We start from the raw sequence: 24,743 nt of genomic DNA, 5'->3' as shown, positions 1-24,743 counted from the left end.
CAAGGCTGTGACGTGGAACGATTCGGCCGCGCCGGACGGTCTTTCGCCAGGCAAGGAACATGTGGGTCCAGACCCATTCGGTCTCGTTGGATTCCAGATCGCGGTCGCGCGAGCAGCGTCGGTTCCATCGCGCCAGGTCCCGGCATCAGTACCGTCGTCATCGTTCACGGATGCCGTCTACGAGGCTGCGATCGATCGATGGACGGGCTCCTGAGCTGATACAGGGTGTACGCGAGGTGTGACTAGTCGGCATCCTCGGACAGACCCCGAGGCCGGCAGATCGAAGTTTCAAGTGTTGAACAAGCTCTCCGCGCATGATCGAAAGGTAGGGAATGACTCTGGACTGGAGCCGAATCGGCGCTGGCGCCAACGAACCGCTACTTCGTCCTCGTGATATTTATGCGGCGATAGCCCACAAGCCTTGGCCATACCTGCGTCAGGAGCAGGGTGAAGTTCTCGAAGCATGGTTCAAACGCAAGGACGACCGCGACGTTGTGATCAAACAGAACACCGGTGGTGGAAAGACCGTGGCTGGCCTCTTGATTGCACAGAGCACATTGAATGAGGGTATCGGGAAGGCTGTCTACCTCGCACCGGACACGTATCTCGCTACCCGCGTTCGGGAAGAAGCCGATCGACTCTCGTTCACTACCGCCGACGATCCGAATGATCCGGACTTCCGCGCTCAGCAGGCCATTCTGGTGACTACCTACCAAAAGCTCATTAACGGAAGGTCAGTTTTCGGAGTTGTAGGAGACGACCGGGGAGAGCCACTCGATCTGGGTGTCGTCATCGTCGACGATGCGCATGCAGCGCTAGCCACGACCGAAGGTCAATTCCGCCTGTCCATTCCCAGGTCGCACGCCGCCTACGAAGCGTTGATCGATCTCTTCGCGGCGGATTTGCGCGTACAATCCAACAAGGTTTGGGAAGACCTCCAGGCTGGCGATTTTGGCGCAGCCGCCCGGATCCCCTACTGGTCCTGGGTGGAAAAGGCCGACCAAGTCATGTCCATACTCCATCCGCATAGGACGGAGAATGGCTTCGTTTTCACGTGGCCTCTAATCGGTCATATACTGCACTTATGTGCCGCGACGGTTACCCCCCGCCACATAGAAGTGCGCCCGCCTTGCCCGCCGATCTCTGCGATCCCTTCGTTCGCGCGCGCAACGCGCCGGGTCTATCTGACCGCAACATTGTCTGATGACAGCGTCTTGGTGACCGATCTGGACGCTGATCCCGCGCACATCTCAAAACCCGTGACGCCGGGTAGCGCTGCGGACCTAGGTGATCGGATGATCCTCGCGCCGGTTGCTCTTAATCCAAACCTCGACGATGAGGCGGTGCGCGTTCTCGCTAAGCAGTTCTCACAAGGAGACCGTAACGGCGACAACGTCCCCGACTCGAAGCCGATCAACGTGGTAGTCCTAGTGCCGAGCACGAAAGCGGCGGCTGTATGGGAGTCATACGCAGACCGCATCCACTACGTGAAGGACCTGGAAGCCGGCGTCGCGGAACTCAAGACCGGTCACGTTGGGCTTGTAGTGCTTGTCAATAAGTATGACGGAGTGGATTTGCCGCACGAGGCGTGTGAGCTCCTAATTCTTGATGGTGTGCCCCAGCCGATGGACGCAGTCGAAAGGCGCGAAGCAGTAGCGCTGAGTGGCAGTCCGATTCGACGCATGCGTGACGTGCAACGTATTGAACAGGGCATGGGCCGTGGGGTCCGCGAGAGTAGCGACCACTGCGCGGTGCTCCTCCTCGGAGCTAACCTTGGCGTGGCTACACACGACCCGCGCTGGCTTGAACTGTTCTCTCCTGCAACGAAGGCGCAACTGAGGCTGAGCAGGGACGTTGCCACGCAGATCAAGGGGCAAGGGCTGGAAGCAGTTCGAACAGTCCTCACTCTGTGCCTCGATCAGGACCCAAATTGGGTAGGCAGTGGGCGTAGGGCTCTCGCTGAGGTCCGCTATAGCCAAACGGGCGTAGTCCGCCCAGATGCAGTTGCGGGAAGGGTGGCTTTCGATCTCGCCGCCGCTGGGCAAACAAGCGAAGCAGCATTAAAGCTCCAGGCGGCCATTAACGATCTCGAAGACCCAGAACTGCGTGGATGGCTAATGGAGCAAAAAGCTTCCTATCTGTATTTCACCGATCCAGTCGCTGCCCAGAGAGCGCTTGTAACAGCCGTAAAGTCGAACCCTCACGTTCTACGCCCACCAGCCGGAATCGCGTTCTCCTCTGCGAAACCAGCTGTCGCTCAGGCCCGCGTGGCAGCAGACTTCCTATCTTCTGAGTACGGAGATCAGATGTCCCTGGTTCTCGGAGTTCGAGCTCTCCTTGACCAGATCGAGTGGGACGAAGAACGAACCAAAGAATCCGAGCACGCGTGGCAAGAGCTTGGCCGACATCTAGGGTTTGATAGCACTCGTCCAGAACAGCTTTACGGGAAGGGGCCAGATAACCATTGGGTCCTTGGGCCTGGTCGCCACGCTGTCATCGAACTCAAGACTGGTTGCACCACCGACACTATCGTGAAGAAGGACGTCGACCAGCTTGGAGGCAGTATTCGATGGAATAAGGAGCAGAACGTTGGCGTTCAGAGTATCCCGATCATGCTGCATCCCAGCCGGACGATAGATGACCGCGGCACGGTTGTTGATGGCATGAAGGTCGTAACACCAGCGAAGCTCGAGGAACTCAAAGAGGCAGTTCGCGCGTTCGCGGTGGCACTCGCGGACGGCCAAGGCCGGTGGGGTGACGAACAGGCTGTCAGAGAGCGGCTTAGCCATGGCCAGCTGACAGGCGACCGGATCTTTCAGAAGTACGTCGAGGCGCCGATCATCCCGTAACGACGAATCTCTTGCTATAGCAACTACATGCATCGTGCACCGCGATAGAAAATCCGAGGTTCGCGCTCGCTGGTCGTCAGTGGTTGACTGCGAGGGTAAAGCGGCTCTTCCACATTGGCGTCGAGAAAGACCCTCTGTGTGTCATTCACCGTACAGGTCGGCTTCGATCTCCTCGCTCGTAGCGCGAATCAATTTGGCCATGCTACGCGCATCGCGAAATCGTTCGAACTCTTTCAGCGGAATGCGATGATGGGCGCCAACTTTGATTGCGTGGATATCGCCGCTGTCGATACGTCGTGCGATTGTTGACCGCGAGACGCCGAGGTGGTCAGCGGCCTGAGCGGGGGTGAGCAGTTCAAGCCGCGACGTGATCTCAACGACCTCGCCGGCAGCTTCAGCGGCGGCGAAGTAGTCCCTGATCTCGTTCCACGTGTTTGGCGACATCGTTGCCGGGTCGACACGCAGTGCATTTTTCATGCCCACAGTGTACGCGTGTGTGCGCAGTTGTGTGACAGTAACTGTTCATTACTATTCCGGATTACGACTTCCTGACCTTCGTCCTCTGCGGTTACGACCCGTCCACAGACCCGAAGTCCAGTCCGATCAGGTCCCATCGGCCTGCCCAGTCCTCGACCCTGAAGGTGTCGATCTTGTGGTGGTCGTTCTTGTCGGCGTTCCGTGAAGGATCGGCTTGAAGCCACAACTCGAGTTCGCGAGCGATGTCGTTGCGCATGAAATCCGCTGGTGCCACGGGTGCATCGGCGGGGTCTGCCTGATTGTCGATGAATACCCAGGCGTCGGCCTCGGGATTCGCGCCGGGGTATCCGTCCTTCTTGGAGCCCTGCCACGGATCTTTGCTCTTCGACTTGGTTTTCAGCTTCACGCAGTATGTTTGCCCGTCCGCACCAGACACCTCGAACAAGAGCTTGCGACCCGGGATGCGCTCAGCGAATCCACCTCGCCGTTCCACCTCAGCGGTGAAGTGTTCGATGCCGTCGCTTTGGGTGCTCACTGGGTGGGCTCCGGCTTGGTCAAGTACTCGTCGCGGACGTCTGCCAGCTTGCGGCCGTCCTTGAGGGACCAGTATCGCCAGCCGTTGGTATGGCCGCCGCCGCGAACGAATCGGGCCGCGCCCGATGGTGACCAGAATGGGTTGCCGCCGCAATCGATTCCGGATTCGGTAATGGTGCCCACCTCGTTGGGTTTACGGCCGACGATCTGGTCGCCGGCCTTGAGTAGGCCCGCGGCGACCAGATGCTTGATCTCCACGTCGTCGCCCGAAACCGGCTGCTGTCCGGCGACGACTCCCTCGTGGCCGTCCGGGACCGGCCATATGCTCAGAAGGGCGTCGATCAGGGTGTGGGTCCGCTTGTCGATGAGTTCTTCGTTCCAGGCTGCGTCGGCGGTGGCGGTGAGAACACGGCCGGTCATGGTGATCGTGTTGTGGTCCTGGAGGGCGGCCCGCTTCTGGTCCCAAGCGCCGTTCGAGACCTTCGAGTTGAGCGACGTCGTCAGCAAGGTCAGGTTGCCGAGGCGGTTCACGTGCGCTTGCCGTTCGGTCGCTTCGACTTCGTCGGCGACCGGCCAGTGCTCCTGCCATTTTTGCGGGAGCAGGTGCTCGATAGGTAGCGAGGTGCGGGGTACCTGCGGCTGCTTCGTCTCGGAACGGTACTTGTCCTCGACCGCTTCGAGGAAAGCACGCAACCGGGCGCGAGGGAATCGGCTGTAGACCGGTGCCGTAATCAGCGCCGTGCGAAGCTCGGTATCGCCGGGCCAGTAGGTACTCACCGCGTTCAGCCGGCGCAGGTACCGCTGGATCCGATCCGGAAGGTCCGCCGGTTCTGAACGCGAGCTGGTTCCGATGAAGTCTGCGACGATGCGGCCGAGATCGGAGTTCGAGAGACGGAGAAGCTGACGGCGGTACAGCCAGCTTTCCGCATGCCCGATGACCCCGGCGACGACGGCCGCGTCGACATCCTTGCCGGGCTCGTGGAGCCAGAGCAGCAGCGGCGTCAGGAGTTCAATCCCGCTGGCCCGCATTCTGTACACGGCCATCTCGACCGGATCGAGTTGCCGAGACGATTCTTCTGCGTTGACGGACCACCGTTCGTACAAGTCCGCCTGCTGCTTCAAGTCGGGCAGGAGAGCGGTCATCGCCGGTCCGCTGTGCTTCACATACGACTTGAACCGGCTGAACGTCGAATGCGGACTGATCTCTTCGCCGATCCGCGACACAAGCCACTGGTTGAGAAACAGGGAGCTGCGGCTGACCTTGCGACGACCGAAACTGATCTCCTTCTCCCAGAACTTGCTCTCGAACGGCCAGCCCTGGTGGTAGACCTTCTCCGTGTCGGCGCCCTCGGCATCGAGCATCTGAAAGACATAGTTGCGGACAAGGTCCGCTGCGGTCAGCGGAGCTCCGCGGGCGTTGAGTGTTTCGAAGATTTCCTGGGAGTCCTCTTCGGCGGTCAGTTCGATGGTCACCAGTTGCAGTTGGGACTGCAACGCATCGGCGAGGACCGTGGCGCGCTGAGCGATGTCGCCCTCGCCTTCGTTCAGCCACTCCTCAGCCCGAGCGGTCATATAGGCATGGCACTGTGCGATCAGTGTTCTCGAGTGTGTGAGCGACACGTAGTCGACGGGGACCGGTGCCTCCATCACCTCGCTGAACGCCGCGCGATCGACATTCAAATGCCGTATTTTCAGGGCACTCTCACCGTCGGCGACGAATGCCGTGGGGTTGTGAGTGAGCATGTCCAGTTGCTCGGCAGATTTTTCGGCCCCGCGTTCGGAGATCACCGCACTCACCGCGTCCATGAGTAACTGGAGGGTGGTGAGGCGCTGTTGGCCGTCGATCACGTTCCACGTCGGGACATTCGCGGTCGTCACCGCCTGGGCTTGCAACACCACCGCACCCATGAAGTGCTGGGGTCGCGCCATCGGATTCTCAAGAGTGAGGTTCGCGATCCGACGTACGTCTTTCCACAGTGGTGCCCACTGGTCTTCCTCGTCCCAAACGTATTTGCGCTGGAATAGTGGAATCACAAGATGCTGTGGTTGGTTGAACAACTGCTGTGGAGTGCGTTTATGGGTGTCCATAATTGACCTACAGGTCCCCTCTGAAGGCACGGGATTGGAGAGATGTGAAGAGTTCGTCATCGTGGTTCGCTACTGCGTGAGTGGTCTCGTGCTCGGATTCGATACGGGCCAGTCTCACGGCGAACTCGGTCTGTGTACTGAGCGGCGGTACCGGAATGGGCATCGCCTTAATGATGCCCATGTTGAGGCCATCCATGATTGAGCCCTTGGTTTGGCGGCGGAGGTGTGCCAACGAATCGGGATGCCAGAGGAACGCTGCCCGCAGGAATTCTGGGTTAAGACGTTCGGTTTCCGGCGTAATCGCACAGATGTGCTTCGTGTTGATCGCGGTGGGGATGTCATCGGGGACAACAACGCATCGGCCAGTTGTACCCATGATGCTGATGAGAACGTCGCCGTGATTAACTGTGTACCTTGTCAGCTTCTCGTACTTCTCGGGTGTGATAAAACGGCGTTCGGCCCAACGGAACTTGTTCCCAACTACATTGTCGAGGCCCAGGACTGCGATTCCTTCGTCAACGAACTCGCTGTGAAGTAGTTGACTGCCGAACGGGCCGGTTCTTATCAGTGAAGCTTCGGCAGCGACAGTCGAGGTAGCAGGGACCTCCGCGAACATATCGCGGAAGACAGACTCGATGAGTGAGTCGAGGTGGGTGAGGACTTGGCGGCGTTTGGTGCGGAGGGAGTCGGCGTGGTCGAGGATTGTGGCGATGCGGCGTTGTTCGGGGAGGGGGGGGAGTGGGATCTGAAACGACAGTAGCGTCGCTTCTGCGATGCGCTGACGGTTCGTTGCACCAAAGCTGGAGGCGCGGATCTGGTCTTGGAGGACTCCAGCCCGCATCAAGTGCAAGAGGTAGGATGGCTCGATTCGACCAAATCGAACGTTGAAAATGGGGAAGTCTTTTGAAACGACGGCGCCGTCCAAAGCGTCCGGTACCAGCGCAAAGGCACCGTTTCGCGCATCAATGCGCGAATATATGAACTGGCCAGCGGCGATCCGGTAGCCAGTGAACGGAACTGGAGTTTTTCCGTCTTTGATTACACGTTGAACGGCTCCGGCTGCCTTTAGCTTAAGTGTGACGAACCGTTCGTTCTCCGGCTCTCGAATACGTTCGGGGACACCAGCAAAGTCAAGTACATCAGCCAGGACCGTCACGACAGCATCGCTTTCAGGTCGGCGATGCCCTGGGTGATTTCGGCGTCCAACTTTTCGATGTCGGCGATGATGTCGAGGGGCGGGCGGTGCTCGACTTCGTCGTATTCGATCTCTTTGTAGCGGTTGAGGGACAGGTCGTAGCCTTGGGCGACGATGTCGGCCTTGGGGACGAGGAAGGACTGGGCGGTGCGGGGGCGGTCGGCCTCGGCGGCGAGGTTGCGCCAACGCGCCAGGACGTCGGGGAGGTCGTTGGCGTCGACGGGGTTGCGTTTGTCGTCGAGGGAGAGGCCGTCGGCTTGGACGTCGTAGAACCAGACGTTGTCGGTGCCGCCGGAGTTGGTTTTGGTGAAGAACAGGATGGCCGTCGACACGCCGGCGTAGGGGCGGAAGACACCGGAGGGGAGTTTGACGACGGCGTCGAGTTTCTGGTCGTCGACGATGAGCTGGCGGAGAGTCTTGTGCGCCTTGGATGATCCGAAGAGGACGCCGTCGGGGACGATGACCGCGGCCCGTCCGCCGGGCTTGAGGAGTTTGAGGAACAGGGCCAGGAAGAGGAGTTCGGTCTTCTTGGTCTTCACCGTGCGCTGGAGGTCTTTGCTGGTGGCCTCGTAGTCGAGGGAGCCGGCGAACGGGGGATTGGCCAGGATCAGGGTGTACCTTTCGGCGTCCTCGCTCGCGCCCTCCGACAGGGAGTCGCGGTAGCGGATGTCGGGGGACTCGATGCCGTGCTGGAGCATGTTCATCGAACCGATCCGCAGCATCGTCGAATCGAAGTCGTAGCCGTGGAACATCGAATTGTGGAAATGGTTGCGCTGCTTGGCATCCAGCAGGGCGTCGGTGTGGGTGTCGCGGATGTACTCGCTCGCTGCCACCAGGAAGCCCGCAGTACCGCAGGCGGGGTCGCAGATCTCGTCGGCCGGGCCGGGGGGCGGTCATCTGCACCATCAGGTCGATGATGTGGCGGGGAGTGCGGAACTGGCCGTTCACACCGGCCGCCGCGATCTTCGACAGCAGATACTCGTACAGGTCGCCGTTGGTGTCGCGGTCGGCCATCGGGATGTCGTCGAGCATGTCGACGACCTTCGACAGCAGGGCCGGGGTCGGGATGGTGAAGCGGGCATCGCGCATGTGCTCGCTGTAGGTGGTGCCATCACCCATCGACCGCAGCAACGGAAACACATGGTTGGCGACCGTGTGGTGCATGACTTCCGGGGAAGCATTCTTGAACTGGCTCCACCGCAGATGCGCCTCATCGGGGCTGAATACCGGGTTGTCCAGGGGTTTGCCGGTGATGGTCGCTTTGCGTTCGGCGAGGATCTGGACGTCGTCAAGGCGGCGGATGAACAGCAGATAGGTGAGCTGTTCGATCACTTCAAGGGGGTTGGAGATGCCGCCGGACCAGAACGAATCCCAGATACGGTCGATCTTGCTCTTCAGCTCACCGGTGATCACCCCGGAAACTCTAGTGGACGGTGCCGACAGACCGCCGACTCCCGGCAATCACCGCAGGGCGCCTGCGTCGCGGGCGGCGGCGACCGCTGCGGTGCGGGAGGAGACACCGAGCTTGGTGTAGGTGTGCACCAGGTGGGACTTCACGGTGGCGTCGCTGATGTGGAGGCGGGCGGCGATCGCATTGTTGGTTGCGCCGTCGGCCACCAGTTGGAGGACCTCTAGCTCGCGAGCGCTGAGAGTTGGTTGGGGGGAACGCATCCGGGCGATCAGGCGGCCCGCGATCGCCGGCGCGAGGGCGGTTTCACCCGCTGCGGCGGCGCGGATCGCGGCGATCAACTCCTCCGGTGGGGCGTCCTTGAGCAGATAGCCGCTGGCTCCGGCCTCGACGGCACCCAGGATGTCGCCGTCGGTGTCGTAGTTGGTCAGGATCAGAACCGCAGGCGGATCGGGCAGGGAGCGGATGCGGCGCGTCGCGTCGGCGCCCGAGCCGGTGGCACCGAAACGCAGATCCATCAGCACCAGATCGGGGGAGAGTTCGCTCACCAGGGTCACCGCGTCGTCGGAGGTGGCGGCGTCGCCGACGATGTCGACGTCCGGTTCCGCCGACAGCATGGCGCGCAGGCCGGCGCGAACCACCGGATGGTCGTCGGCGATGACGATGCGGATCATTTGCGGCTCAACGGATCTCGGAAGTGGGTAGGTGTGCGGCAACGGGGGTGCCCCGGCCCGGGGCGGACGTGATGGTGAGGGTGCCATCGAGCTGGCCGATCCGTTCACTCATCGCGCGTAAACCGAACGACCCGGCCTCGTGAGCGTCGGCGTCAGCGCGGGTGGTGTCGAAGCCGCAGCCGTCGTCGCGGACCGTCAGCATCACCGTCTCCGACGCAGCCGACAGGTCGACGGTGATGTGGGTGGCGTCCGCATGCCGCACCGCATTCGACAAGGCGCCCTGGGCGATACGCAGCAACGCGGTCTGGGTGGACATCGGTAGGTCGACGTCGGCGGCCGAAACCTCGATGGTCGCCGCCGAGCGTCGGGACTGTTCGTCGCCGAGCCGGCGCAACGCGGCCGGGAGTCCATCGTCGAGGCGGCTCGGGGTGAGTTCGCCGATGATCTGGCGGGTGTCGGCGAGACTGCCGGCGGCCGTTTCCCGGGCCAGTCGCAGATAGCCGGCGCCCGGTTCGGGAGTGTCGCGTTCGGCGGCCCGCAGCAACATCTGGATGCTCGACAAACCCTGCGCAACCGTGTCGTGGATGTCACGGGCCAGCCGGGCGCGTTCGGCCAGAGCGCCCTGCTCGCGTTCGGTCTCGGCGAGCCGGCTGCGGGTGGCGATGAGTTCGGCGAGGAGCTGTTCGCGTTCGTGGGCCTCGCGGATCAGGGCCCGGTAGCCCAGGCCGATCAGCAACGCCACCCCGGCACCGACGAGTGGCCCGACCACACCGCCGACGCTGAACCCCAGATGCAGGCCGAGCGCCACGATCGCGAATGCCGTCGCAGCCACCACCGCCACCACACCGTGCCGCCCGCGCAACACGTGCAGGTAGAGGAAGAACAGCGGAAACACCAGGTAGGCGCCCTCCGGACGCAGCCACGTGAGCACCGCCCACAATACGGTGAGCGCGATGACCCAGCCGATGGCCGGGGCCGGCCGGGTAAACGGGATGCCGGTGCGGGCCGCCCACGCGCCGGACAGATACACCCCCACAAATCCGGCACCCACCAGGAGAGTCCACACCGCTACCGGCGACGACACCACAAACGCCCGCACCACCGCGAACACCGCCAACCCGACCAAGAGCGCGTGCAGCCCCGACCGGAGGCCGGTGAACACCGGGGCAAGAGTTGAATGCGACATGACACCACCAGGGTAGGCGAGCACCCGGCGACGCCCATCAACCGAAAGTTGGATCGCGAATCCGCCCGTTCAGGCGATGACCGGGCTCACGACAGCGTGGAATCTAGGTGGCGTAGCCCGCACAGTCCGCTGCGGGCGGAAAGGGACACAGTGTTCGTCGCCTGGCGAGAACTCCGGTTCGCGCGTGGTCGTTTCCTGCTCATCGGGGCCGTCGTCGCCCTCATCACCCTGCTCGTCGGATTCCTGACCGGACTCGCGGGAGGGCTTGCGTCGCAGAATATCTCGGCGGTACTGGAGCTGCCCGGGGATCGGGTGGTGCTGCAGCAACCGGCGAACGGGGATGCGAAGTTCGCGACATCGTCGATCAGCCCCGAGGCCGTCGGCACATGGCAGCGGGCAGGAGGTGTCGAATCGGTTGTGCCCGTCGGGATCGCGCAGGCGCGGGTGTCGTCGGCCGGTACCGACGATCGGGTCGGTGTTGCGCTGGTCGGGATGCCGGGCGGCTCTGCCGGGTCGCTGGGTGATCTTGTGCCAGGGGCCGATGATCAGGTCGGGCTCAGTTCCGGGGCCGCCGAGAAGCTCGGTGTCCGGGTCGGGGGAAAGGTCACCATCACCGGACGGGATTTTACCGTCGCTTCCGTCGGCGACGACCTCTGGTACAGCCATTCACCCGTCATCGCCATGACCGAGACCGCATGGCCGGCGGCCAGCCAACGCGTCGGGGGTACCGGCCGGCCGACGGCGCTCGCGGTCAGCGGTCACCCTGACTGGGGAGCGGTTTCGGCGGACACGGGGACCGTCGCCAAGTCGCGGTGGCTGAGCCTGACCGCGCTCGAAGCGTTCATGTCGGAGATCGGGTCGCTCGGGTTGATGATCGTGATGCTGTTCGGGATCTCCGCGCTCGTCGTCGGGGCGTTCTTCACGGTGTGGACGATGCAGCGGGCCTCGGATATTGCGGTCCTCAAGGCGCTCGGAGCCACCACCGGGTCGCTGACCCGCGATGCGCTCGGGCAGGCGGCTGTGGTGTTGGCGGCCGGAATCGCGGCGGGGCTGGTGCTCGTTCTCGGACTCGGGGCACTCGCCGAGACCAGGCTGCCGTTCATCGTCAGCCCGCTCACCACGGTCGTGCCGGCCGTCGCGATCGCGCTGCTCGGCCTCGCCGGTGCGGCGTTCGCACTGCGCACCGTCACCACCGCCGACCCGCTGACAGCACTCGGGAGCAACCGATGATCGAACTGCAGGACGTCACCCTCACCTTCCCCGACGGGGAGAACCGCATCACCGCCGTCGACCACGTCTCGGTGCGGGGTGCCGACGGGGTGGTCACCGGGATCACCGGGCCGTCGGGGTCGGGCAAGTCGAGCATCCTGGCCGTCGCCGCGACGCTGATCCGTCCCGACTCCGGGCGGGTGCTCATCGGCGACCGTGCCGATGCCGTCGACGCGGCGGGGCTGCCGAAGGCCGAGGCCACGGCGTTGCGGCGGGAACGGATCGGGATCGTGTTTCAGCAGTCCAACCTGTTGCCGGCGTTGACCGCGCGCGAGCAACTGCAGGTGATGGGGCGGCTCTGTGGGCGGGGCGGGGCGTTGCGGCGAGCGCGGATCGATCGCCGGGCCGATGAACTGCTTGACGCCGTCGGACTGGGGGCGCATGGCGGGAAGCGGCCGCACCAGATGTCCGGGGGACAGCGGCAGCGGGTGGCGATCGCCCGGGCTTTGGTTCACGAGCCTGAGGTGTTGTTGATCGATGAGCCGACCAGCGCGCTCGACTCCGAACGCGGGGGCGAGATCATGGGGCTCATCTCCCGGCTCACCAAGGAGCGGGGGACCGCGACGTTGCTGGTGACACATGATCTAGTGCACCGGAATGCGCTCGATGAGTTGGTGACGGTGGTGGATGGGGCGGTGCGTGGGAAGGAGGTGGTCGCTTGAGGGTTCGTGTGTTGGCGGACTCTTCGTGGCGGTCGCTCGTTCCTCGCTTCGGCCTCAGGGATCAAGATGGGTGTGCGTTTGTGGTCAGAGGAGGGGTGTACCGCCGGGGATGAGGTCGCGGCGGTGGTAGCACTCGGTGGCGAGGAGTTTGCGGCGGATGTCGGTGGGCAGGCTCATCAGCGCCTTCATGGCGATGCTGCGGTCGAGTTCGGTGTGGTGGGCCTGGATCGCGGCCTCCTTGCGGTCGAGGAGCGCGGCCGAATCGATGTCGACGCGCAGGTCGATGTCGTCGTCCGACACGGCCTGCAGGCGGTCCACCTCCTTCTCGTCGAAGACGTGTTCCCACAGCGTGTCGACCATCCAGGCCGATGTGGTGACCTCGTAGATCGACTTGATCTGCCACGGATCGCCCAGGCGCCGATAGATGTTGGGCACGGCGGCGGCGCGGGCGGCGGCGTCGGCGAGGCGATGAGCATGAATGTGGTCCTGATGGCCGTACACGCCGATCGGGTCGTAGGTGACCAGCGCATCCGGGCGCAACCGGCGGATATGCGCGACCATCTCCCGGACCTGGGTGTCCAGTCGCGCCTCACAGAACCGGGGAGCACCGGGAGCCGACGCGGGGATCCGGTCGTCGGCGTAGCCGAGGGCGATCGGCTCCCGCGGCAGGCCGAGGATGCGGGCCGCCTCCACCACCTCCGCATGCCGCTGGGTGCCGGGCGCCCACGTGCACACGATCAGATCGGCGTCGCCGCCGGCGGCCGTGTGCTGCGCGATCGTGCCGCCCGTCCACAACGACTCGTCGTCGGGATGTGCGTGAACGAACAGCAGTCGGGGGGCCACCAAGCCACCATAGAAGCACAGGGCCGGGCCCGGCAGGGCCTTCGGGATCGTGTCGGCGCCCCCAAGTAGAATTTCGGCGCGAACACGGCAGTCGCAGCACCCGGAATGAGGGGTGCGCGAATCGAGAAAGAACAGCGGAGGTATGTCGGTGAGTGCGCAACCAGAGGTCCACGAGTTCCAGGCGGAATCACGCCAGCTACTCGACCTGATGGTCCATTCGATCTACTCCAACAAGGACAGCTTCCTGCGCGAGCTGATTTCCAACGCCTCGGATGCGCTGGACAAGCTGCGCCTGGAATCACTGCAGAACAAAGACCTCGACGTCGACGCGAGCGACCTGCACATCCAGCTCGTCCCGGACACCGAGGGCCGCGTCCTGTCCGTTGTCGACAACGGCATCGGCATGAACCGCGACGAGGTCATCGGCCTCATCGGCACCCTCGCCCGCTCCGGCACGGCCGAGCTGCGCCGCAAACTCGCCGAGGCCAAGGACTCGGCCGCGTCCGAAGAACTGATCGGCCAGTTCGGCATCGGCTTCTACTCGACGTTCATGGTCGCCGACAAGGTCACCCTCGTCACCCGCAAGGCCGGCGAGAGCACCGGCACCCGCTGGGAATCGACGGGTGACGGCACCTATACCATCGCCGACGTCGACGACGCCCCGCAGGGCACCTCGGTGATCCTGACGCTCAAGCCCGTGGACACCGAAGATCACCTGTACGACTACGCCGATCAGCACAAGCTGCGTGCCCTGGTGAAGAAGTACTCCGACTTCATCTCCTGGCCCATCCGGATGGACGTGGAGAAGACGACCACCACCCCGGCCGAGGAGGAAGACGCCGAGCCCGTCACCACCACGACCGTCGAGACCGAAACTCTCAACTCGCGCAAAGCGCTGTGGGCCAAGTCGAAGGACGAGGTGACCGAGGACGAGTACAAGGAGTTCTACCGGCACGTCGCGCACGCCTGGGACGACCCGCTCGAAACGATCCCGTTCAAGGCCGAAGGCACCTTCGAATATCAGGCGCTGCTGTTCATTCCGACTCAGGCACCGTTCGACCTGTTCATGCGTGAACGGACCACCGGGGTGTCGCTGTACGTCAAGCGTGTGTTCATAATGGACGACTGCGACGAACTGATGCCCGAATATCTGCGCTTCGTCAAAGGCGTGGTGGACGCGGCCGACCTGTCACTCAACGTCTCCCGCGAAATCCTGCAGCAGGACCGGCAGATCCGCGCCATCCGGCGCCGGCTCACCAAGAAGGTCATCTCCACCGTCGCCGACATCCAGTCCACCCGGCCCGACGACTACCAGACCTTCTGGCAGAACTTCGGCCGCGTGTTCAAGGAAGGTCTGGTCAACGACCTCGACAACCGTGACGCGATTCTCAAGGCGTCCTCGTTTGAGTCAACCAACTCCGAGGACGGGCTCACCACGCTCGCCGACTACGTGGGACGCATGGTGTCGGGGCAGAAGTCGATCTACTACATGACCGGCGAATCGCGCAAGCAGATCGAGAACTCGCCGCACCTGGAAGCGTTCCGCGCCAAGGGAATCGAAGTGCTCCTGTTCAGCGACCCGGTCGACGAGATGTGGTCGGCGTCGGGAATCGAGTTCGACGGCAAGAGCTTCCAGTCGATCGCCAAGGGTGCGGTGGATCTCGACGAGCTCGATGACGCCGACAAGTCCGAATCCGAGGACGAGAAGGCCAAGGACGCAGCCGAATACGGCGACCTGCTCACCTGGCTGGGGGAGGCGCTCACCGACGACATCACCGAGGCCCGGATCTCGCACCGGCTCACCGAGTCCGCCGCCTGCCTCGTCGGCGACACCTTCTCGATGTCGCCGCAGTTGGAGAAGCTGTACCGGGCATCCGGTCAGGACGTGCCCCGGTCCAAGCGGGCACTGGAGATCAACCCCGACCATCCGCTGGTCAAGGGACTCAACGAGGCGTTCGCGGCATCCACCGACAAGGCGGAGCTGGAGCCGACAGCCAAGCTGATCTACGGCATGGCCGTGCTCGCCGAGGGCGGCGACCTCACCGACCCGGCCGAGTTCGCCAAACTGCTCGCCGCGACGCTGACCGCCGCGATCACCACTTAGAGTTCTTCGTTCGTCGAGGTGACCGTCGAAACCCGGTGCGGCGACATTGTCGTCTCACCGGGTTTCGAGGCTCGTCGCTTGCGCTCCTCGCACCTCAACCGGCGGGGTAGGGTATTGAGGCTCAGCCGGCAGGGGTAGCTGGTTTGTCGTCGGTTGAGGTGCGAGCTTGCGAGCCTCGAAACCTGGTGGGATGACAGTGTTCTCTGCACCTCAACCGGCAGATGGGAAGATGAGCGGGCGCAGGGGGTGATCGTGTGGCAGGTCCAGGAGTAGGGCCACTCCGTCGATCGGTTGGCCCAGGGGAGTGCCGGTGACGGCGCCGGGGGCTTGTGCGGTGACCGCGGTGAGGAAGGATTCACGCACGCGGGTGTTGCGGGTGAGGACGGTTCCGGTCCAGCTCACCCGTGCGTCGTGTCCTGCGCGCAGACCTGCCCGGGTCAGAGCCGCGATCGCCGAACCGGCCAGTTCGGTGCCTGCCGCGTCCAGGATGGCGGCGGCGGTGGCGTCGTCGGCCAATTTGTCGACGGTTCGGGCGAAACCGGCGATGCGGTTCACCCGGGCCGGGTCGGCCTGCAACACCATGTACAGGTCGGGGAGCGGCCCGAACTCCTCGATCGCGGCCCGCATCAGCGCTGTCGGTTCGGCACGGCCGTCGAAGGTGCGCAACGCCGCATCCAGGCCCGCCCGGCCGATCCAGTACGCACTGCCGGCGTCACCGAGGAGATGACCCCAACCATCCACGCGGGCGACACCTTCGGGTCCTACGCCGAGAGTCACCACCCCAGTGCCCGCGGCCACCACAACCCCGTGGCGGGTTCCGTTGGCGGCCAGGTAGGCGGTGACCGAATCGTGGGCGAGGACGACGCGTCCGACGCCGAAGTGGGCCAGCCGGTGTCTGAGCACGGCCGGTTGTGCGGCGTCGTCGGTGAGACCGGACAGTCCCACCGCCACCTCGCCGATACGATCGTTGTTGTCGGACAATGTCTCTCGGATCCTGTCCGCAACCTGCTCGACGACGCCGTGGCTGGTGTCGACAGGGCCGGCGACGGTGTCGACGACATGGCCGTCGGCGCCGATCACGCGTAATCGGGTGCCGGTCTGTCCTGCGTCGACCAACAGTCGTGAAGCGGTCACCCCGCCCACGGTACCCGGCCGGTCACCAGCCGCCGACCGCTACGACGGAGCTGTTGTTGGCGCGATGTGTCGGGCGGATATGCACCTCGTGGTCGCGGGCGGCCAGCCCGAGCAGCCGGGCCCACTCGCTGTCGGTGTCCGACACCTCGTTGTCGTCGCCTGCTCTGACCAGCAAGAAGGCGACCGAGGTGTCGTCCTCGATAATCTCGGCGATGGTCCGCATCAGCAGATTGATGCCCGCCGGGTCGGGGCGGATCGCCAGATCGACGGTGTTGTGGGTGGGGATCGTGCGGTTGTCGGAGTCGAGGAAGGTGAACCAGAGGGCGGTGTAGGTGAACGTGAGATCGGCTGTGCGGCGCTGCCATTCGTCACGGAGATCGGTGACCGTCGACAGGGTGCGGGTGAGCGGGGGTGTGTGGTGGTGTGGTGCTTCGGTTGTCATGCCCGAATAGTGCGTGGCGCGGGACGATTTCACGATCGCGGTATCCACAGCCGGTTCATTGTGGATGCCGGTGTTGACCGGACGTGATGGCACACTGTCGGGCATGGGTTTTCGCAAACGGCTGGCCATCGGGATCGGTTCGATCGCCTGGATGCCCCGGTTCCTGCCGCAGATCGTCAAGTGCGACGGCACCATTCAGAAGGTCACCGGCGACCGCTACAGCCTGCTCGACATCGCCGACCTGCCCAACATCACGCTCGACGTGCCGGGCCGGAAGTCGGGCATCGCGCGCCGCACGCGGCTGCTGTGCGCCCCCGACGGGGACGACTGGCTGATCGCTGGATCCTACTTCGGGACTGAGGCGATGCCCCAGTGGGTGTACAACGTGCGCGCCGCCGACACGGTCGCGGTCTTCCACGGCGGCAGGCAATGGGAATGCGTCCCCACCGAACTCGCCGGACCCGAGCGGGACGACGCGTGGCAGGTGCTGCGCGCGGTATGGCCGAACTTCGACCTCTACGAGCAGCGCACCGATCGCCAGATCCCGGTGTTCCGGCTCCGGGAACGCTGAGAAGCCTAGGCGAAGAGCCTGGAAAACCCGCACGAGGACAATGTCGGCGTGCGGGGTTTCGAGGCTCGCAGGCTCGCACCTCAACCGGCAGGAGGCGGCTCGCACCTCAGCCGGCAGGAGGCGGCTCGCACCTCAGCCGGCAGGAGGCGGGTCGCGCGTCAGCCGGCCGGAGGCGGGTCGCGCGTCAGCCGGCAGGAGGCGGGTCGCGCGTCAGCCGGCCGGAGGCGGGTCGCGCGTCAGCCGGCCGGAGGCGGCTCGCGCGTCAGCCGGTGGTGGGAGGGATTCTATTCGCCGGTAAAGTTCGGTTTCCGCTTCTCGAAGACGGCTGTGACCGCCTCGGACAGGTCGTTGGACGGCAGGAACGCGGCGTTCCAGGCGGCCACGAACCGCAGGCTGTCGTTGACGGCGGCGCTGCGCGCCCGGTCGAGGACCTGCTTGATGCCGTGCACCACCAGCGGCGGGTTGGCGGCGATCTCGGCGGCGGCGGCACGCGCGGCGGCCAGGGTCGCCTCGGCGTCGTCGTAGACGTCATTGACCAGACCGATGCGCTCGGCGCGGGCGGCGTCGATGTCGCGGCCGGTCAGCGCCAGTTCACGGAAGTGGCCGTCGCCGATGATCCCGGGCAGCCGGGCGAGGGTGCCCATGTCGGCGACCATCGCCACCTTGACCTCCCGGACGCTGAACTTGGCGTCGGCGGAGGCGTAGCGGAAGTCGGCGGCCGTGATCAGGTCGACGCCGCCGCCGATGCACCAGCCCCAGATGGCGGCCACCACGGGCTTGCGGCAGTCGGCCACCGCGTTCACGCCCGACTGCATGCGCAGGATCAGGTCGTGGAAGCGGGTCCGCACGGCGGCCTTGGCGTCGGGCGCCAGGACCGGACCCAGGTCACCGGCCATGCCGGGCAGGTCGAGGCCGAAGGTGAAGTTCTTGCCCGATCCGGCGAGCACCACGGCACGGACCGCGTCGTCGCGGTCGAGTTCGGCGAACACGGCCGGCAGCTCGTTCCAGAAGTCCGGGCCCATCACGTTGCCTTTGCCGGGTCCGATCAGGGTGACCTCGGCGATACCGTCGGCGATGGCGACCGTGAACGCTTTCCATTGATGCTCACTCATGAATCGTGAGATTACCCCGCAGTAGGTGGTGCGGTTCCCGGGGTGGGCGGATTGTCCTGATACAACGAGACGATGAGCATTGACGAGAGCGCCGCCAAGCCACCCAGGGGGTACGTCGAGGAGGACGTTCCCACCGAGCAGATCGCGCAGCAGGCGGTCGTCGCCCGGGCACTGGCCGGCGACGTGCGTGCGCTCGTTTCGGCCACCGTTCTCACCGACGTCGACGACGAACGCGTCGAGGCGGCACGCGCTCTCATCCGGCAGGCCACCGGCATCCTCGAGGAGCAGAGCCTCGACGGGTCCTTCGGGACGCGGGTGAACTCCGACGGCACCCGTCGCTCCTGGGGCAACGCGATGACGGGCATCCGCAATCCGATCGCACCCGCCGCTGGAGTTTCGGCACCTTCCCGACAAGGTGACAGTCGACGTGGAACTCGGTGGTGCCTACGAGGGTCCGGCGGGGCTGGTGCACGGCGGAATGCTCGCGGCGGTGTTCGACCAGGCACTTGGCCGGGCCTGCGAGAACGCGAAAGTACCGGGGATGACCGGGACCCTGTCGATCCGCTACCGGCAGGGCACCAAGCTCGGCAAGGTCCATGTCGAGGCCTGGCTCGACCGGATCGAAGGCGTGAAAGCCTTTGCCAAGGCCGAGGTTTCGACATCCGACGGGGTGTGTGCCGAGGCCGAGGGGGTCTTCATCATGCCCAAGTGGGCACGCGGTCTGCTGACGGAGAAGCTCCTCGGGACCATCGGCGACTGACCCCGCCGGCGGTCAGTTCGCGGCGGCCGGTTTCGCCGCCGCGAGTCCCGGCCCGGTGATCAGCGGCAGGTCGAGCGTGGTGAGCACGCCGGGCGCGGCGGCGACGACCGCCGGGATGGCGTTGACGACGCGGCCCACACCCGCGACGATCGCCGCGTGGTTGTGGTCGCCTACCGCGCTGGTGGGGCAGATGTCGACCCGGTAGGACGGTTCGCCGACGATCTCCACCCGGTACGAGCCGCCGTCCTGCGCCGGACGTGCCCAGTCGGGCCGCAGATCGTCGCGTAGCCGGGTGATGTGCTCGATGACGATGGCCGGTTCACCGTTGACCATGCCGGTGATCTCGAACCGCACCGCGGCCCGCGTGCCCTTCTCGATGGTGCCCGCCGCGATATCGAAAGTCTCAGGGGCGGGCTCGCTTTCGTGATGCTCGCGGACCTCGTCGATGGTGACGCCGAACCCGGCGGCCAGGATAGCCAGGGTGGTGCCCCACGCCATGCCGAGGATGCCGGGCAGGAGCAGCATCGGCGTCTGGTCCATCGGCAGGCCGAACCCCATCACGTCGAACATGACGGTGGAGCCGTCGTAGGTGGCGTAGTCGGCGATCTCCATGCACCGCACCTGCCGCACGTTCTGGCAGGTGCCGGCGAAGGCGAACGGGATCAGGTCGTTGGCGAAGCCCGGATCGACACCGGAGATGAACAGTGAGGCACCGCCCTCGCGGGCCGAACCCTCGATCTTGTCGATCGCCTTGGCGGGCATCACCCCCCACGGATACTGCAGGCCGCCGGGGGCGGTGCCGACCACATTGATGCCCGCGTCGAGGATCCGGCGGCAGTCGTTGAACGATTCGATCGGGCGGGTGTCGCCCATCGCCGTGTACACGACGCAGTCGGGCCGGGCGGCGATCACGCCGTCGAGCCCGATGACCGCGGTGATGCCGGTGGCGACCTCCAGGCCGGCCAGTTCGCCGGCGTCCTTGCCCGCCTTTTCCGGGGTGGACACGCCGACAGCGACCAACTCGAAACGGGGGTCGTCGATGAGCTGGCGCAGGGCGAGCCTGCCCGCGTTTCCGGTGCCGACGAGCGCGACGCGAATGGCCATGGTGTGTGTTGCCTCCCACTGATATGTGTGCAGGTCCGGCGTGTTTCCGCAGGTAGATGAACAATTGTCCGGACTGGTGTCCATATCAGTACATCACGGGCCGCCGCAGTTGGCTAGAACTTGTTCTAATTTCGGCCCTCGGCGGGTACTGTTGCTCGCCATGGGACGAGTAGAGAACAAAGTTGCGATCATCACCGGCGGTGCGCGAGGCATGGGTGCCGAGCACGCACGGGCACTGGTTGCAGAGGGCGCGAAGGTGGTCATCGGCGACATCCTCGACGACGAGGGCAAGGCGCTGGCCGAGGAAATCGGTACCTCGGCGCGGTACGTGCACCTGGACGTGACCTCGCTGGAGGACTGGGAGGCGGCCGTCGCCACCGCGATCGGTGAGTTCGGCACCGTCAACGTTCTGGTGAACAACGCGGGCATCGTCAACGGTGCGCCGATCCAGAACTTCAAGGTGGACAAGTGGCGGCAGATCATCGACGTCAACCTCACCGGCACCTTCCTCGGTATCCGGACCGTCGCGCAGCCGATGATCGACGCCGGCGGCGGGTCCATCATCAACGTGTCGTCGGTGGAGGGTCTGCGGGGCAGCCCGTGGGCGCACGGCTACGTGGCCTCCAAGTGGGGCGTGCGCGGCCTGGCCAAGTCGGCGGCCCTCGAGCTGGCGCCGCACAATGTGCGGGTGAACTCCATCCACCCCGGACTGATCAAAACTCCTATGACGGAAGGACTTCCGGAGGGGATGGTCAAGGTTCCGCTGGGCCGGTCGGCCGAATCGAGCGAGGTGTCCACCTTTGTGGTGTTCCTGGCCAGCGACGAGTCGTCGTACGCCACGGCGTCGGAATTCGTGATGGACGGCGGGCTCTCGGCGGACGTGCCGCACGCCTGATTGAAACAAATCTGAAGAAATGTTTCCAAATCGGTGATCCACCGATAGGCTACCCACGACAGAGCGCCTCAGGGCGATGAATGGGGAGTTTGGCATGGTTTCACTCGGTGGGTTGAAGGACTCGGTGACCGACGTCATCGGGCTGGTGCGGGTGCTGCGCGATCACGGTCTCGTGGAACTGAGCAAACCGCATCACGCGGCGTTGTCGGCCAAGCGCGGTGAACGGCTCGGACCGGTCGCCGCGCTCGCCGTCAACGGCGGCGAGAAGTTCGCCGGCGACCCGTGCATCACCGACGAACATGGGACCATCACCTACGGCGACTTCGACCGGCAATCCAACGCGCTGGCAAACGCGTTGCTGGCCAAAGGAATCGCTCGCGGCTCGGTGATCGCGGTGATCGCGCGCGATCACCGGGGCCTGCTCATCGCGCTGGCCGCGGCCGGAAAGGCCGGTCTGCGGCTGGTGATGATGAACACCGGTTTCGGCGCCACCCAGTTCGTGGAGGTCGCCCAGCGCGAGAATGTCAGCGCGATCCTCTACGACCAGGAGTTCACCGCGCTCGCCGATGCACTGCCCGCCGACATGCCGCGAATCATCACCTGGCTGGAGGGCCAAGCGCCGCAGGGGATCACCACCCTCGACGAGATCGCGGCCGGCGGCGACACCTCCGCGCCGCCGGAACCCGATGCCGCGGCCGGGATGGTGATCCTCACCAGCGGCACCACCGGACTGCCCAAGGGCGCCACCCGCGGGGCGATGTCACCGTTCGCCAGCGTCCTGCTGCTCGACCGGATCCCGTTCCCGCGCAAGGGAACCTCGATGATCGTCTCGCCGCTGTTCCACGCCACCGGATTCGCCACCGCCGGAGTGAACCTGGCCCTCGGGAACAGGCTGGTGCTGCGCCGCCGCTTCGACGCCGAGCACACTGTCGCCACCATGGCCGCGGAGAAGGTCGAGATGCTGGTGGCGGTGCCGACGATGCTGCACCGCATGGTGGCGCTCGGGCCGGACGTGCTCGGCAAGTACGACCTGTCGGCGCTCAAGGTGATCGTGATCGCCGGGTCGGCGCTGTCGCCTGCGCTGTCGGAGGCGATCCAGGATGCCTTCGGGGACGTGCTCTACAACCTGTACGGCTCCACGGAGGTGGCCATCGCCTCCATCGCGCAGCCACAAGAACTGCGCAAGGCACCCGGAACCGTCGGCCGCCCACCGATTTCCAGCCGATTGCGGCTCTACGACGCCGACAACAAGCAGATCACCGCGGCCAACGTGCGGGGCCGGTTGTTCGTGAAGAACGGGGTGCCGTTCGAGGGCTACACCGACGGCCGCAACAAAGACATCATCGACGGCTACATGTCGACAGGTGACATGGCTCGCTTCGACGACGACGGGCTCATGTTCATCGAGGGCCGCGACGACGACATGATCGTCTCCGGCGGTGAGAACGTATACCCGCTCGAGGTGGAGAACCTGCTCGCCGAACACGACGCCGTCGACGACGTCGCCGTGATCGGGGTGCCCGACGACGAGTTCGGTACCCGGCTGCGCGCGTTCATCGTCCGGGCCGAGGACACCGACCCCACACCCGACGAGATCAAAGCGCACGTCAAGACGCACCTGGCCCGGTACAAGGTGCCGCGCGATGTGGTGTTCGTCGACGAACTGCCGCGCAATCCCACCGGCAAGCTGGTGCGCCGGCAGTTGCCCACCGGACCGCTCTGATCCGGGCGTGACGGCGCGTGGTGTCAGGCCTTGATGAGAGCGGGCACCGCGCGCACGCAGATCGCCATGCCGATCACCTCGACGAGGGTCTGGGTGACGATCACCGCCGGGGCGATCTCCATGCCGTCCGGGAGGGCTATCGCCAGCGGCATCACGACGAGTGAGTTGCGGGTGGCGGCCGAGAAGGCCACAGCGCGGGCGCGTGGCGCGGGGAGCCGCCAGAGCCGTGCCACCGCGGCGCCGAGGAGGATCATCGCGGCGAGGAACACGACGTAGACCGGAACGACCCGGGCCACGTCGCCGGCGCGGCCGTCGATGTGGGGGACCTGTGAGGCTGTCACCACCAGCAGCACCAGCACCATCAACGGCACCATCGTCGTCGCGGCGAATCCGGGCCAGCGGTGCAGGCCGCGCGGGGTGGGGCGGCGTTCGTCGGCGGCGACCGCCCACTGGGTCAGCCAGGCCAGCAGCAGCGGGATCACGATGATGATCACGAACGCCTCGATGAACGGGTGCACGTCGAGCACGTCGCCGATGTTCTCGCCCATGAAGATCCGCAGATACAGCGGGAGCAGCGCCATCTGCACCAGCAGGAGCAGCGGGGTGCCCGCCACCAGCCGGGCTGCGTCGCCGCCGGCGAGGCCGGTGAACACGACGACGTAGTCGACGCAGGGACACAGCAGCACCAGCAGCACGCCGATGCGGACCGCGTCGGCGTCAGGCAGCAGTGGCAGCAGCGCGGCCACCAGCAGCGGCACCACCACAAAGTTCGCCACCAGCAGCGCGGAGACGAACCGGATGTCACGGACCGCCTCGGTCAGGGAGGCGATCGGCACCTGTAGGAACGTCACGTACAGCAGTGCCGCCAGGGCCGGGTTCATCGCGGTCGACAGGGGTGATGTCGCGCCGGGGAGCAGCCACCCCGCGAGCGCCCCGATCAGGATGGCGACGATGTAGATCGGTACCTGATGCCGGTCCATCGCATCGACGATGTTGCGTGCCATAGCCGGAATTGTTCCGTACCGCTGTTCGGTGGGTGGAGGTGGTGGCGAAGGGTCCGGCGAGATGGGGCTCCCAGCGGGATCAGTCGGTGCCGAAGACGCGGTCGGCGGCGTCGCCGATGCCGGGGAGGATGTAGCCGTCGGCGTTGAGTTCGCGGTCGACGGCCGCGGTGTAGATGGTGACGTCGGGGTGGGCCTCGGTGAGGATCTTGAGGCCCTCGGGACTGGCGACCAGACAGACGAACTTGATCGACCGGGGAGAGTACTCCTTGAGCCGGTCGACGGCGGCGACCGCCGAATGGCCGGTGGCCAGCAGCGGATCGGTCACCACCACGTCGCGTTCGTGCAGGTCACCGGGCATCTTGAAGTAGTACTCCACCACCACCTGGGTTTTGGGGTCGCGGTAGAGGCCGATGTGGCCGATGCGGGCGCCCGGCACCACCGTGAGCATGCCGTCGGCGATCTGCGAACCGGCACGCAGCACCGCCGCGATCACCACCTTCTTGCCGTCGATCACCCGGCCGGTGGTGGTTTCCATCGGGGTGTCGATGGTGATCTCGTGCATCGGGATGTCGCGCAGCACCTCATACGCCATCAGCGTGGAGATCTCGGTCATCAGACGACGGAAGTCGTTGGTGGAGGTCTCTTTCTGGCGCATCAGCGTCAGCTTGTGCTCGATCAGCGGATGGTCGATCACGGTGAGTTGTTCCAT

The 24,743-nt window shown here is 65.1% G+C and carries 20 protein-coding genes and 2 pseudogenes; 8 read left to right on the top strand and 14 right to left on the bottom strand.

The genetic code is table 11. From position 1 onward, the window contains the following. The first annotated feature begins 332 nt into the window (after nt 1-332). A complete protein-coding gene (locus GOAMR_RS01020) occupies nt 333-2,849 on the top strand; it encodes a DEAD/DEAH box helicase family protein (protein WP_005181428.1) in 2,517 nt (838 codons plus the stop codon). A gap of 141 nt (nt 2,850-2,990) precedes the next feature. Here the strand turns inward: GOAMR_RS01020 and GOAMR_RS01015 are convergent, their stop codons facing one another. The 7 genes and pseudogenes from GOAMR_RS01015 to GOAMR_RS00985 form a co-directional block, all read right to left on the bottom strand. Beyond that, on the bottom strand, nt 2,991-3,326 hold the full coding sequence (locus tag GOAMR_RS01015; protein ID WP_040513960.1) for a helix-turn-helix domain-containing protein: 336 nt from the start codon (nt 3,324-3,326) through the stop codon (nt 2,991-2,993). A 91-nt stretch (nt 3,327-3,417) separates the two neighbouring features. After that, on the bottom strand, nt 3,418-3,819 hold the full coding sequence (locus GOAMR_RS01010; RefSeq protein WP_170319094.1) for a hypothetical protein: 402 nt from the start codon (nt 3,817-3,819) through the stop codon (nt 3,418-3,420). 38 nt (nt 3,820-3,857) lie between these two features. After that, nucleotides 3,858-5,948 carry a GmrSD restriction endonuclease domain-containing protein gene (locus tag GOAMR_RS01005; protein WP_040513959.1) on the bottom strand — a complete coding sequence of 697 codons (2,091 nt, stop codon included), beginning with the start codon at nt 5,946-5,948 and terminating at the stop codon, nt 3,858-3,860. Between the two features lie 7 nt (nt 5,949-5,955). After that, nucleotides 5,956-6,864: pseudogene (locus GOAMR_RS01000) on the bottom strand (restriction endonuclease subunit S); the annotation flags it as partial. Nucleotides 6,865-7,100: 236 nt separating this feature from the next. Beyond that, nucleotides 7,101-8,556 (bottom strand): annotated as a pseudogene (locus GOAMR_RS00995) (type I restriction-modification system subunit M). A gap of 48 nt (nt 8,557-8,604) precedes the next feature. Beyond that, nucleotides 8,605-9,225: a response regulator gene (locus GOAMR_RS00990; RefSeq protein ID WP_005181415.1), complete on the bottom strand. Its 621-nt coding sequence runs from the start codon at nt 9,223-9,225 to the stop codon at nt 8,605-8,607. Between the two features lie 7 nt (nt 9,226-9,232). Continuing rightward, complete coding sequence (locus GOAMR_RS00985) at nt 9,233-10,411, bottom strand: sensor histidine kinase (RefSeq protein ID WP_005181413.1); 1,179 nt, start codon at nt 10,409-10,411, stop codon at nt 9,233-9,235. Between the two features lie 150 nt (nt 10,412-10,561). Between GOAMR_RS00985 and GOAMR_RS00980 the strand changes: the two genes are divergently transcribed. Together GOAMR_RS00980 and GOAMR_RS00975 are read left to right on the top strand one after the other, a co-directional pair. Beyond that, the gene (locus tag GOAMR_RS00980; protein WP_005181410.1) at nt 10,562-11,641 is read left to right on the top strand and encodes an ABC transporter permease; all 1,080 of its coding nucleotides are present in this window, start codon (nt 10,562-10,564) and stop codon (nt 11,639-11,641) included. Next, the gene (locus tag GOAMR_RS00975) at nt 11,638-12,342 is read left to right on the top strand and encodes an ABC transporter ATP-binding protein (protein ID WP_005181407.1); all 705 of its coding nucleotides are present in this window, start codon (nt 11,638-11,640) and stop codon (nt 12,340-12,342) included. The genes GOAMR_RS00980 and GOAMR_RS00975 overlap by 4 nt, the downstream gene beginning before the upstream one ends. An 84-nt stretch (nt 12,343-12,426) precedes the next feature. On the opposite strand, the gene GOAMR_RS00970 is transcribed toward GOAMR_RS00975, so the two are convergent. After that, nucleotides 12,427-13,188 (bottom strand): PIG-L family deacetylase, encoded by a 762-nt coding sequence (locus GOAMR_RS00970; RefSeq protein WP_040513958.1) that lies wholly within the window; start codon nt 13,186-13,188, stop codon nt 12,427-12,429. A gap of 145 nt (nt 13,189-13,333) precedes the next feature. Here GOAMR_RS00970 and htpG point away from each other — a divergent pair, with 145 nt between their 5' ends. After that, nucleotides 13,334-15,289, top strand: coding sequence for a molecular chaperone HtpG (gene htpG, locus GOAMR_RS00965; RefSeq protein WP_170319093.1), 1,956 nt, complete (start codon nt 13,334-13,336; stop codon nt 15,287-15,289). 210 nt (nt 15,290-15,499) lie between these two features. Here htpG and GOAMR_RS00960 read toward each other — a convergent pair whose 3' ends face one another. Together GOAMR_RS00960 and GOAMR_RS23410 are read right to left on the bottom strand one after the other, a co-directional pair. Beyond that, nucleotides 15,500-16,432 (bottom strand): N-acetylglucosamine kinase, encoded by a 933-nt coding sequence (locus GOAMR_RS00960; RefSeq protein ID WP_005181399.1) that lies wholly within the window; start codon nt 16,430-16,432, stop codon nt 15,500-15,502. Nucleotides 16,433-16,445: 13 nt separating this feature from the next. After that, a complete protein-coding gene (locus GOAMR_RS23410; RefSeq protein WP_138943529.1) occupies nt 16,446-16,865 on the bottom strand; it encodes a hypothetical protein in 420 nt (139 codons plus the stop codon). A 103-nt stretch (nt 16,866-16,968) separates the two neighbouring features. On the opposite strand from GOAMR_RS23410, the gene GOAMR_RS00950 reads away from it, so the two are divergent. Beyond that, entirely contained in the window at nt 16,969-17,436 is a 468-nt protein-coding gene (locus GOAMR_RS00950) for a nitroreductase family deazaflavin-dependent oxidoreductase (RefSeq protein ID WP_040513956.1), read from the top strand. Between the two features lie 284 nt (nt 17,437-17,720). Here GOAMR_RS00950 and GOAMR_RS00945 read toward each other — a convergent pair whose 3' ends face one another. Beyond that, nucleotides 17,721-18,548 carry a crotonase/enoyl-CoA hydratase family protein gene (locus GOAMR_RS00945; protein WP_005181391.1) on the bottom strand — a complete coding sequence of 276 codons (828 nt, stop codon included), beginning with the start codon at nt 18,546-18,548 and terminating at the stop codon, nt 17,721-17,723. Nucleotides 18,549-18,963: 415 nt separating this feature from the next. On the opposite strand from GOAMR_RS00945, the gene GOAMR_RS25785 reads away from it, so the two are divergent. Further along, entirely contained in the window at nt 18,964-19,308 is a 345-nt protein-coding gene (locus tag GOAMR_RS25785; protein WP_306302432.1) for a PaaI family thioesterase, read from the top strand. A 12-nt stretch (nt 19,309-19,320) separates the two neighbouring features. Here the strand turns inward: GOAMR_RS25785 and GOAMR_RS00935 are convergent, their stop codons facing one another. Next, nucleotides 19,321-20,412: an NAD(P)H-dependent amine dehydrogenase family protein gene (locus GOAMR_RS00935; RefSeq protein ID WP_005181384.1), complete on the bottom strand. Its 1,092-nt coding sequence runs from the start codon at nt 20,410-20,412 to the stop codon at nt 19,321-19,323. A gap of 160 nt (nt 20,413-20,572) precedes the next feature. On the opposite strand from GOAMR_RS00935, the gene GOAMR_RS00930 reads away from it, so the two are divergent. Further along, nucleotides 20,573-21,307, top strand: coding sequence for a glucose 1-dehydrogenase (locus GOAMR_RS00930; protein ID WP_040513954.1), 735 nt, complete (start codon nt 20,573-20,575; stop codon nt 21,305-21,307). A 94-nt stretch (nt 21,308-21,401) separates the two neighbouring features. Beyond that, nucleotides 21,402-23,030 carry an AMP-binding protein gene (locus tag GOAMR_RS00925; protein WP_005181378.1) on the top strand — a complete coding sequence of 543 codons (1,629 nt, stop codon included), beginning with the start codon at nt 21,402-21,404 and terminating at the stop codon, nt 23,028-23,030. Nucleotides 23,031-23,053: 23 nt separating this feature from the next. On the opposite strand, the gene GOAMR_RS00920 is transcribed toward GOAMR_RS00925, so the two are convergent. Both GOAMR_RS00920 and upp read right to left on the bottom strand, forming a co-directional pair. Continuing rightward, complete coding sequence (locus tag GOAMR_RS00920; RefSeq protein WP_005181374.1) at nt 23,054-24,034, bottom strand: arsenic resistance protein; 981 nt, start codon at nt 24,032-24,034, stop codon at nt 23,054-23,056. A 79-nt stretch (nt 24,035-24,113) separates the two neighbouring features. Continuing rightward, complete coding sequence (upp, locus tag GOAMR_RS00915; RefSeq protein WP_005181372.1) at nt 24,114-24,743, bottom strand: uracil phosphoribosyltransferase; 630 nt, start codon at nt 24,741-24,743, stop codon at nt 24,114-24,116.

The sequence above is a fragment of the Gordonia amarae NBRC 15530 genome (genome assembly GCF_000241345.1).
In the GTDB taxonomy this organism is placed as follows: Bacteria; Actinomycetota; Actinomycetes; order Mycobacteriales; family Mycobacteriaceae; genus Gordonia; species Gordonia amarae.
Note: the sequence above shows the minus strand (reverse complement) of the source record. Positions and strands in the feature narration are given on the sequence as shown.

Coding starts and splice junctions, on each gene's coding strand:
- GOAMR_RS01015 (WP_040513960.1), bottom strand. CDS start 3,326: ATGAAAAATGCACTGCGTGTCGACCCGGCAACGATGTCGCCAAACACG.
- GOAMR_RS00975 (WP_005181407.1), top strand. CDS start 11,638: ATGATCGAACTGCAGGACGTCACCCTCACCTTCCCCGACGGGGAGAAC.
- GOAMR_RS01020 (WP_005181428.1), top strand. CDS start 333: ATGACTCTGGACTGGAGCCGAATCGGCGCTGGCGCCAACGAACCGCTA.
- GOAMR_RS00925 (WP_005181378.1), top strand. CDS start 21,402: ATGGTTTCACTCGGTGGGTTGAAGGACTCGGTGACCGACGTCATCGGG.
- GOAMR_RS00920 (WP_005181374.1), bottom strand. CDS start 24,034: ATGGCACGCAACATCGTCGATGCGATGGACCGGCATCAGGTACCGATC.
- GOAMR_RS00950 (WP_040513956.1), top strand. CDS start 16,969: ATGGGTTTTCGCAAACGGCTGGCCATCGGGATCGGTTCGATCGCCTGG.
- GOAMR_RS00990 (WP_005181415.1), bottom strand. CDS start 9,225: ATGATCCGCATCGTCATCGCCGACGACCATCCGGTGGTTCGCGCCGGC.
- GOAMR_RS00930 (WP_040513954.1), top strand. CDS start 20,573: ATGGGACGAGTAGAGAACAAAGTTGCGATCATCACCGGCGGTGCGCGA.
- GOAMR_RS01005 (WP_040513959.1), bottom strand. CDS start 5,948: ATGGACACCCATAAACGCACTCCACAGCAGTTGTTCAACCAACCACAG.
- GOAMR_RS23410 (WP_138943529.1), bottom strand. CDS start 16,865: ATGACAACCGAAGCACCACACCACCACACACCCCCGCTCACCCGCACC.
- upp (WP_005181372.1), bottom strand. CDS start 24,743: ATGGAACAACTCACCGTGATCGACCATCCGCTGATCGAGCACAAGCTG.
- GOAMR_RS00985 (WP_005181413.1), bottom strand. CDS start 10,411: ATGTCGCATTCAACTCTTGCCCCGGTGTTCACCGGCCTCCGGTCGGGG.
- GOAMR_RS00935 (WP_005181384.1), bottom strand. CDS start 20,412: ATGGCCATTCGCGTCGCGCTCGTCGGCACCGGAAACGCGGGCAGGCTC.
- GOAMR_RS00945 (WP_005181391.1), bottom strand. CDS start 18,548: ATGAGTGAGCATCAATGGAAAGCGTTCACGGTCGCCATCGCCGACGGT.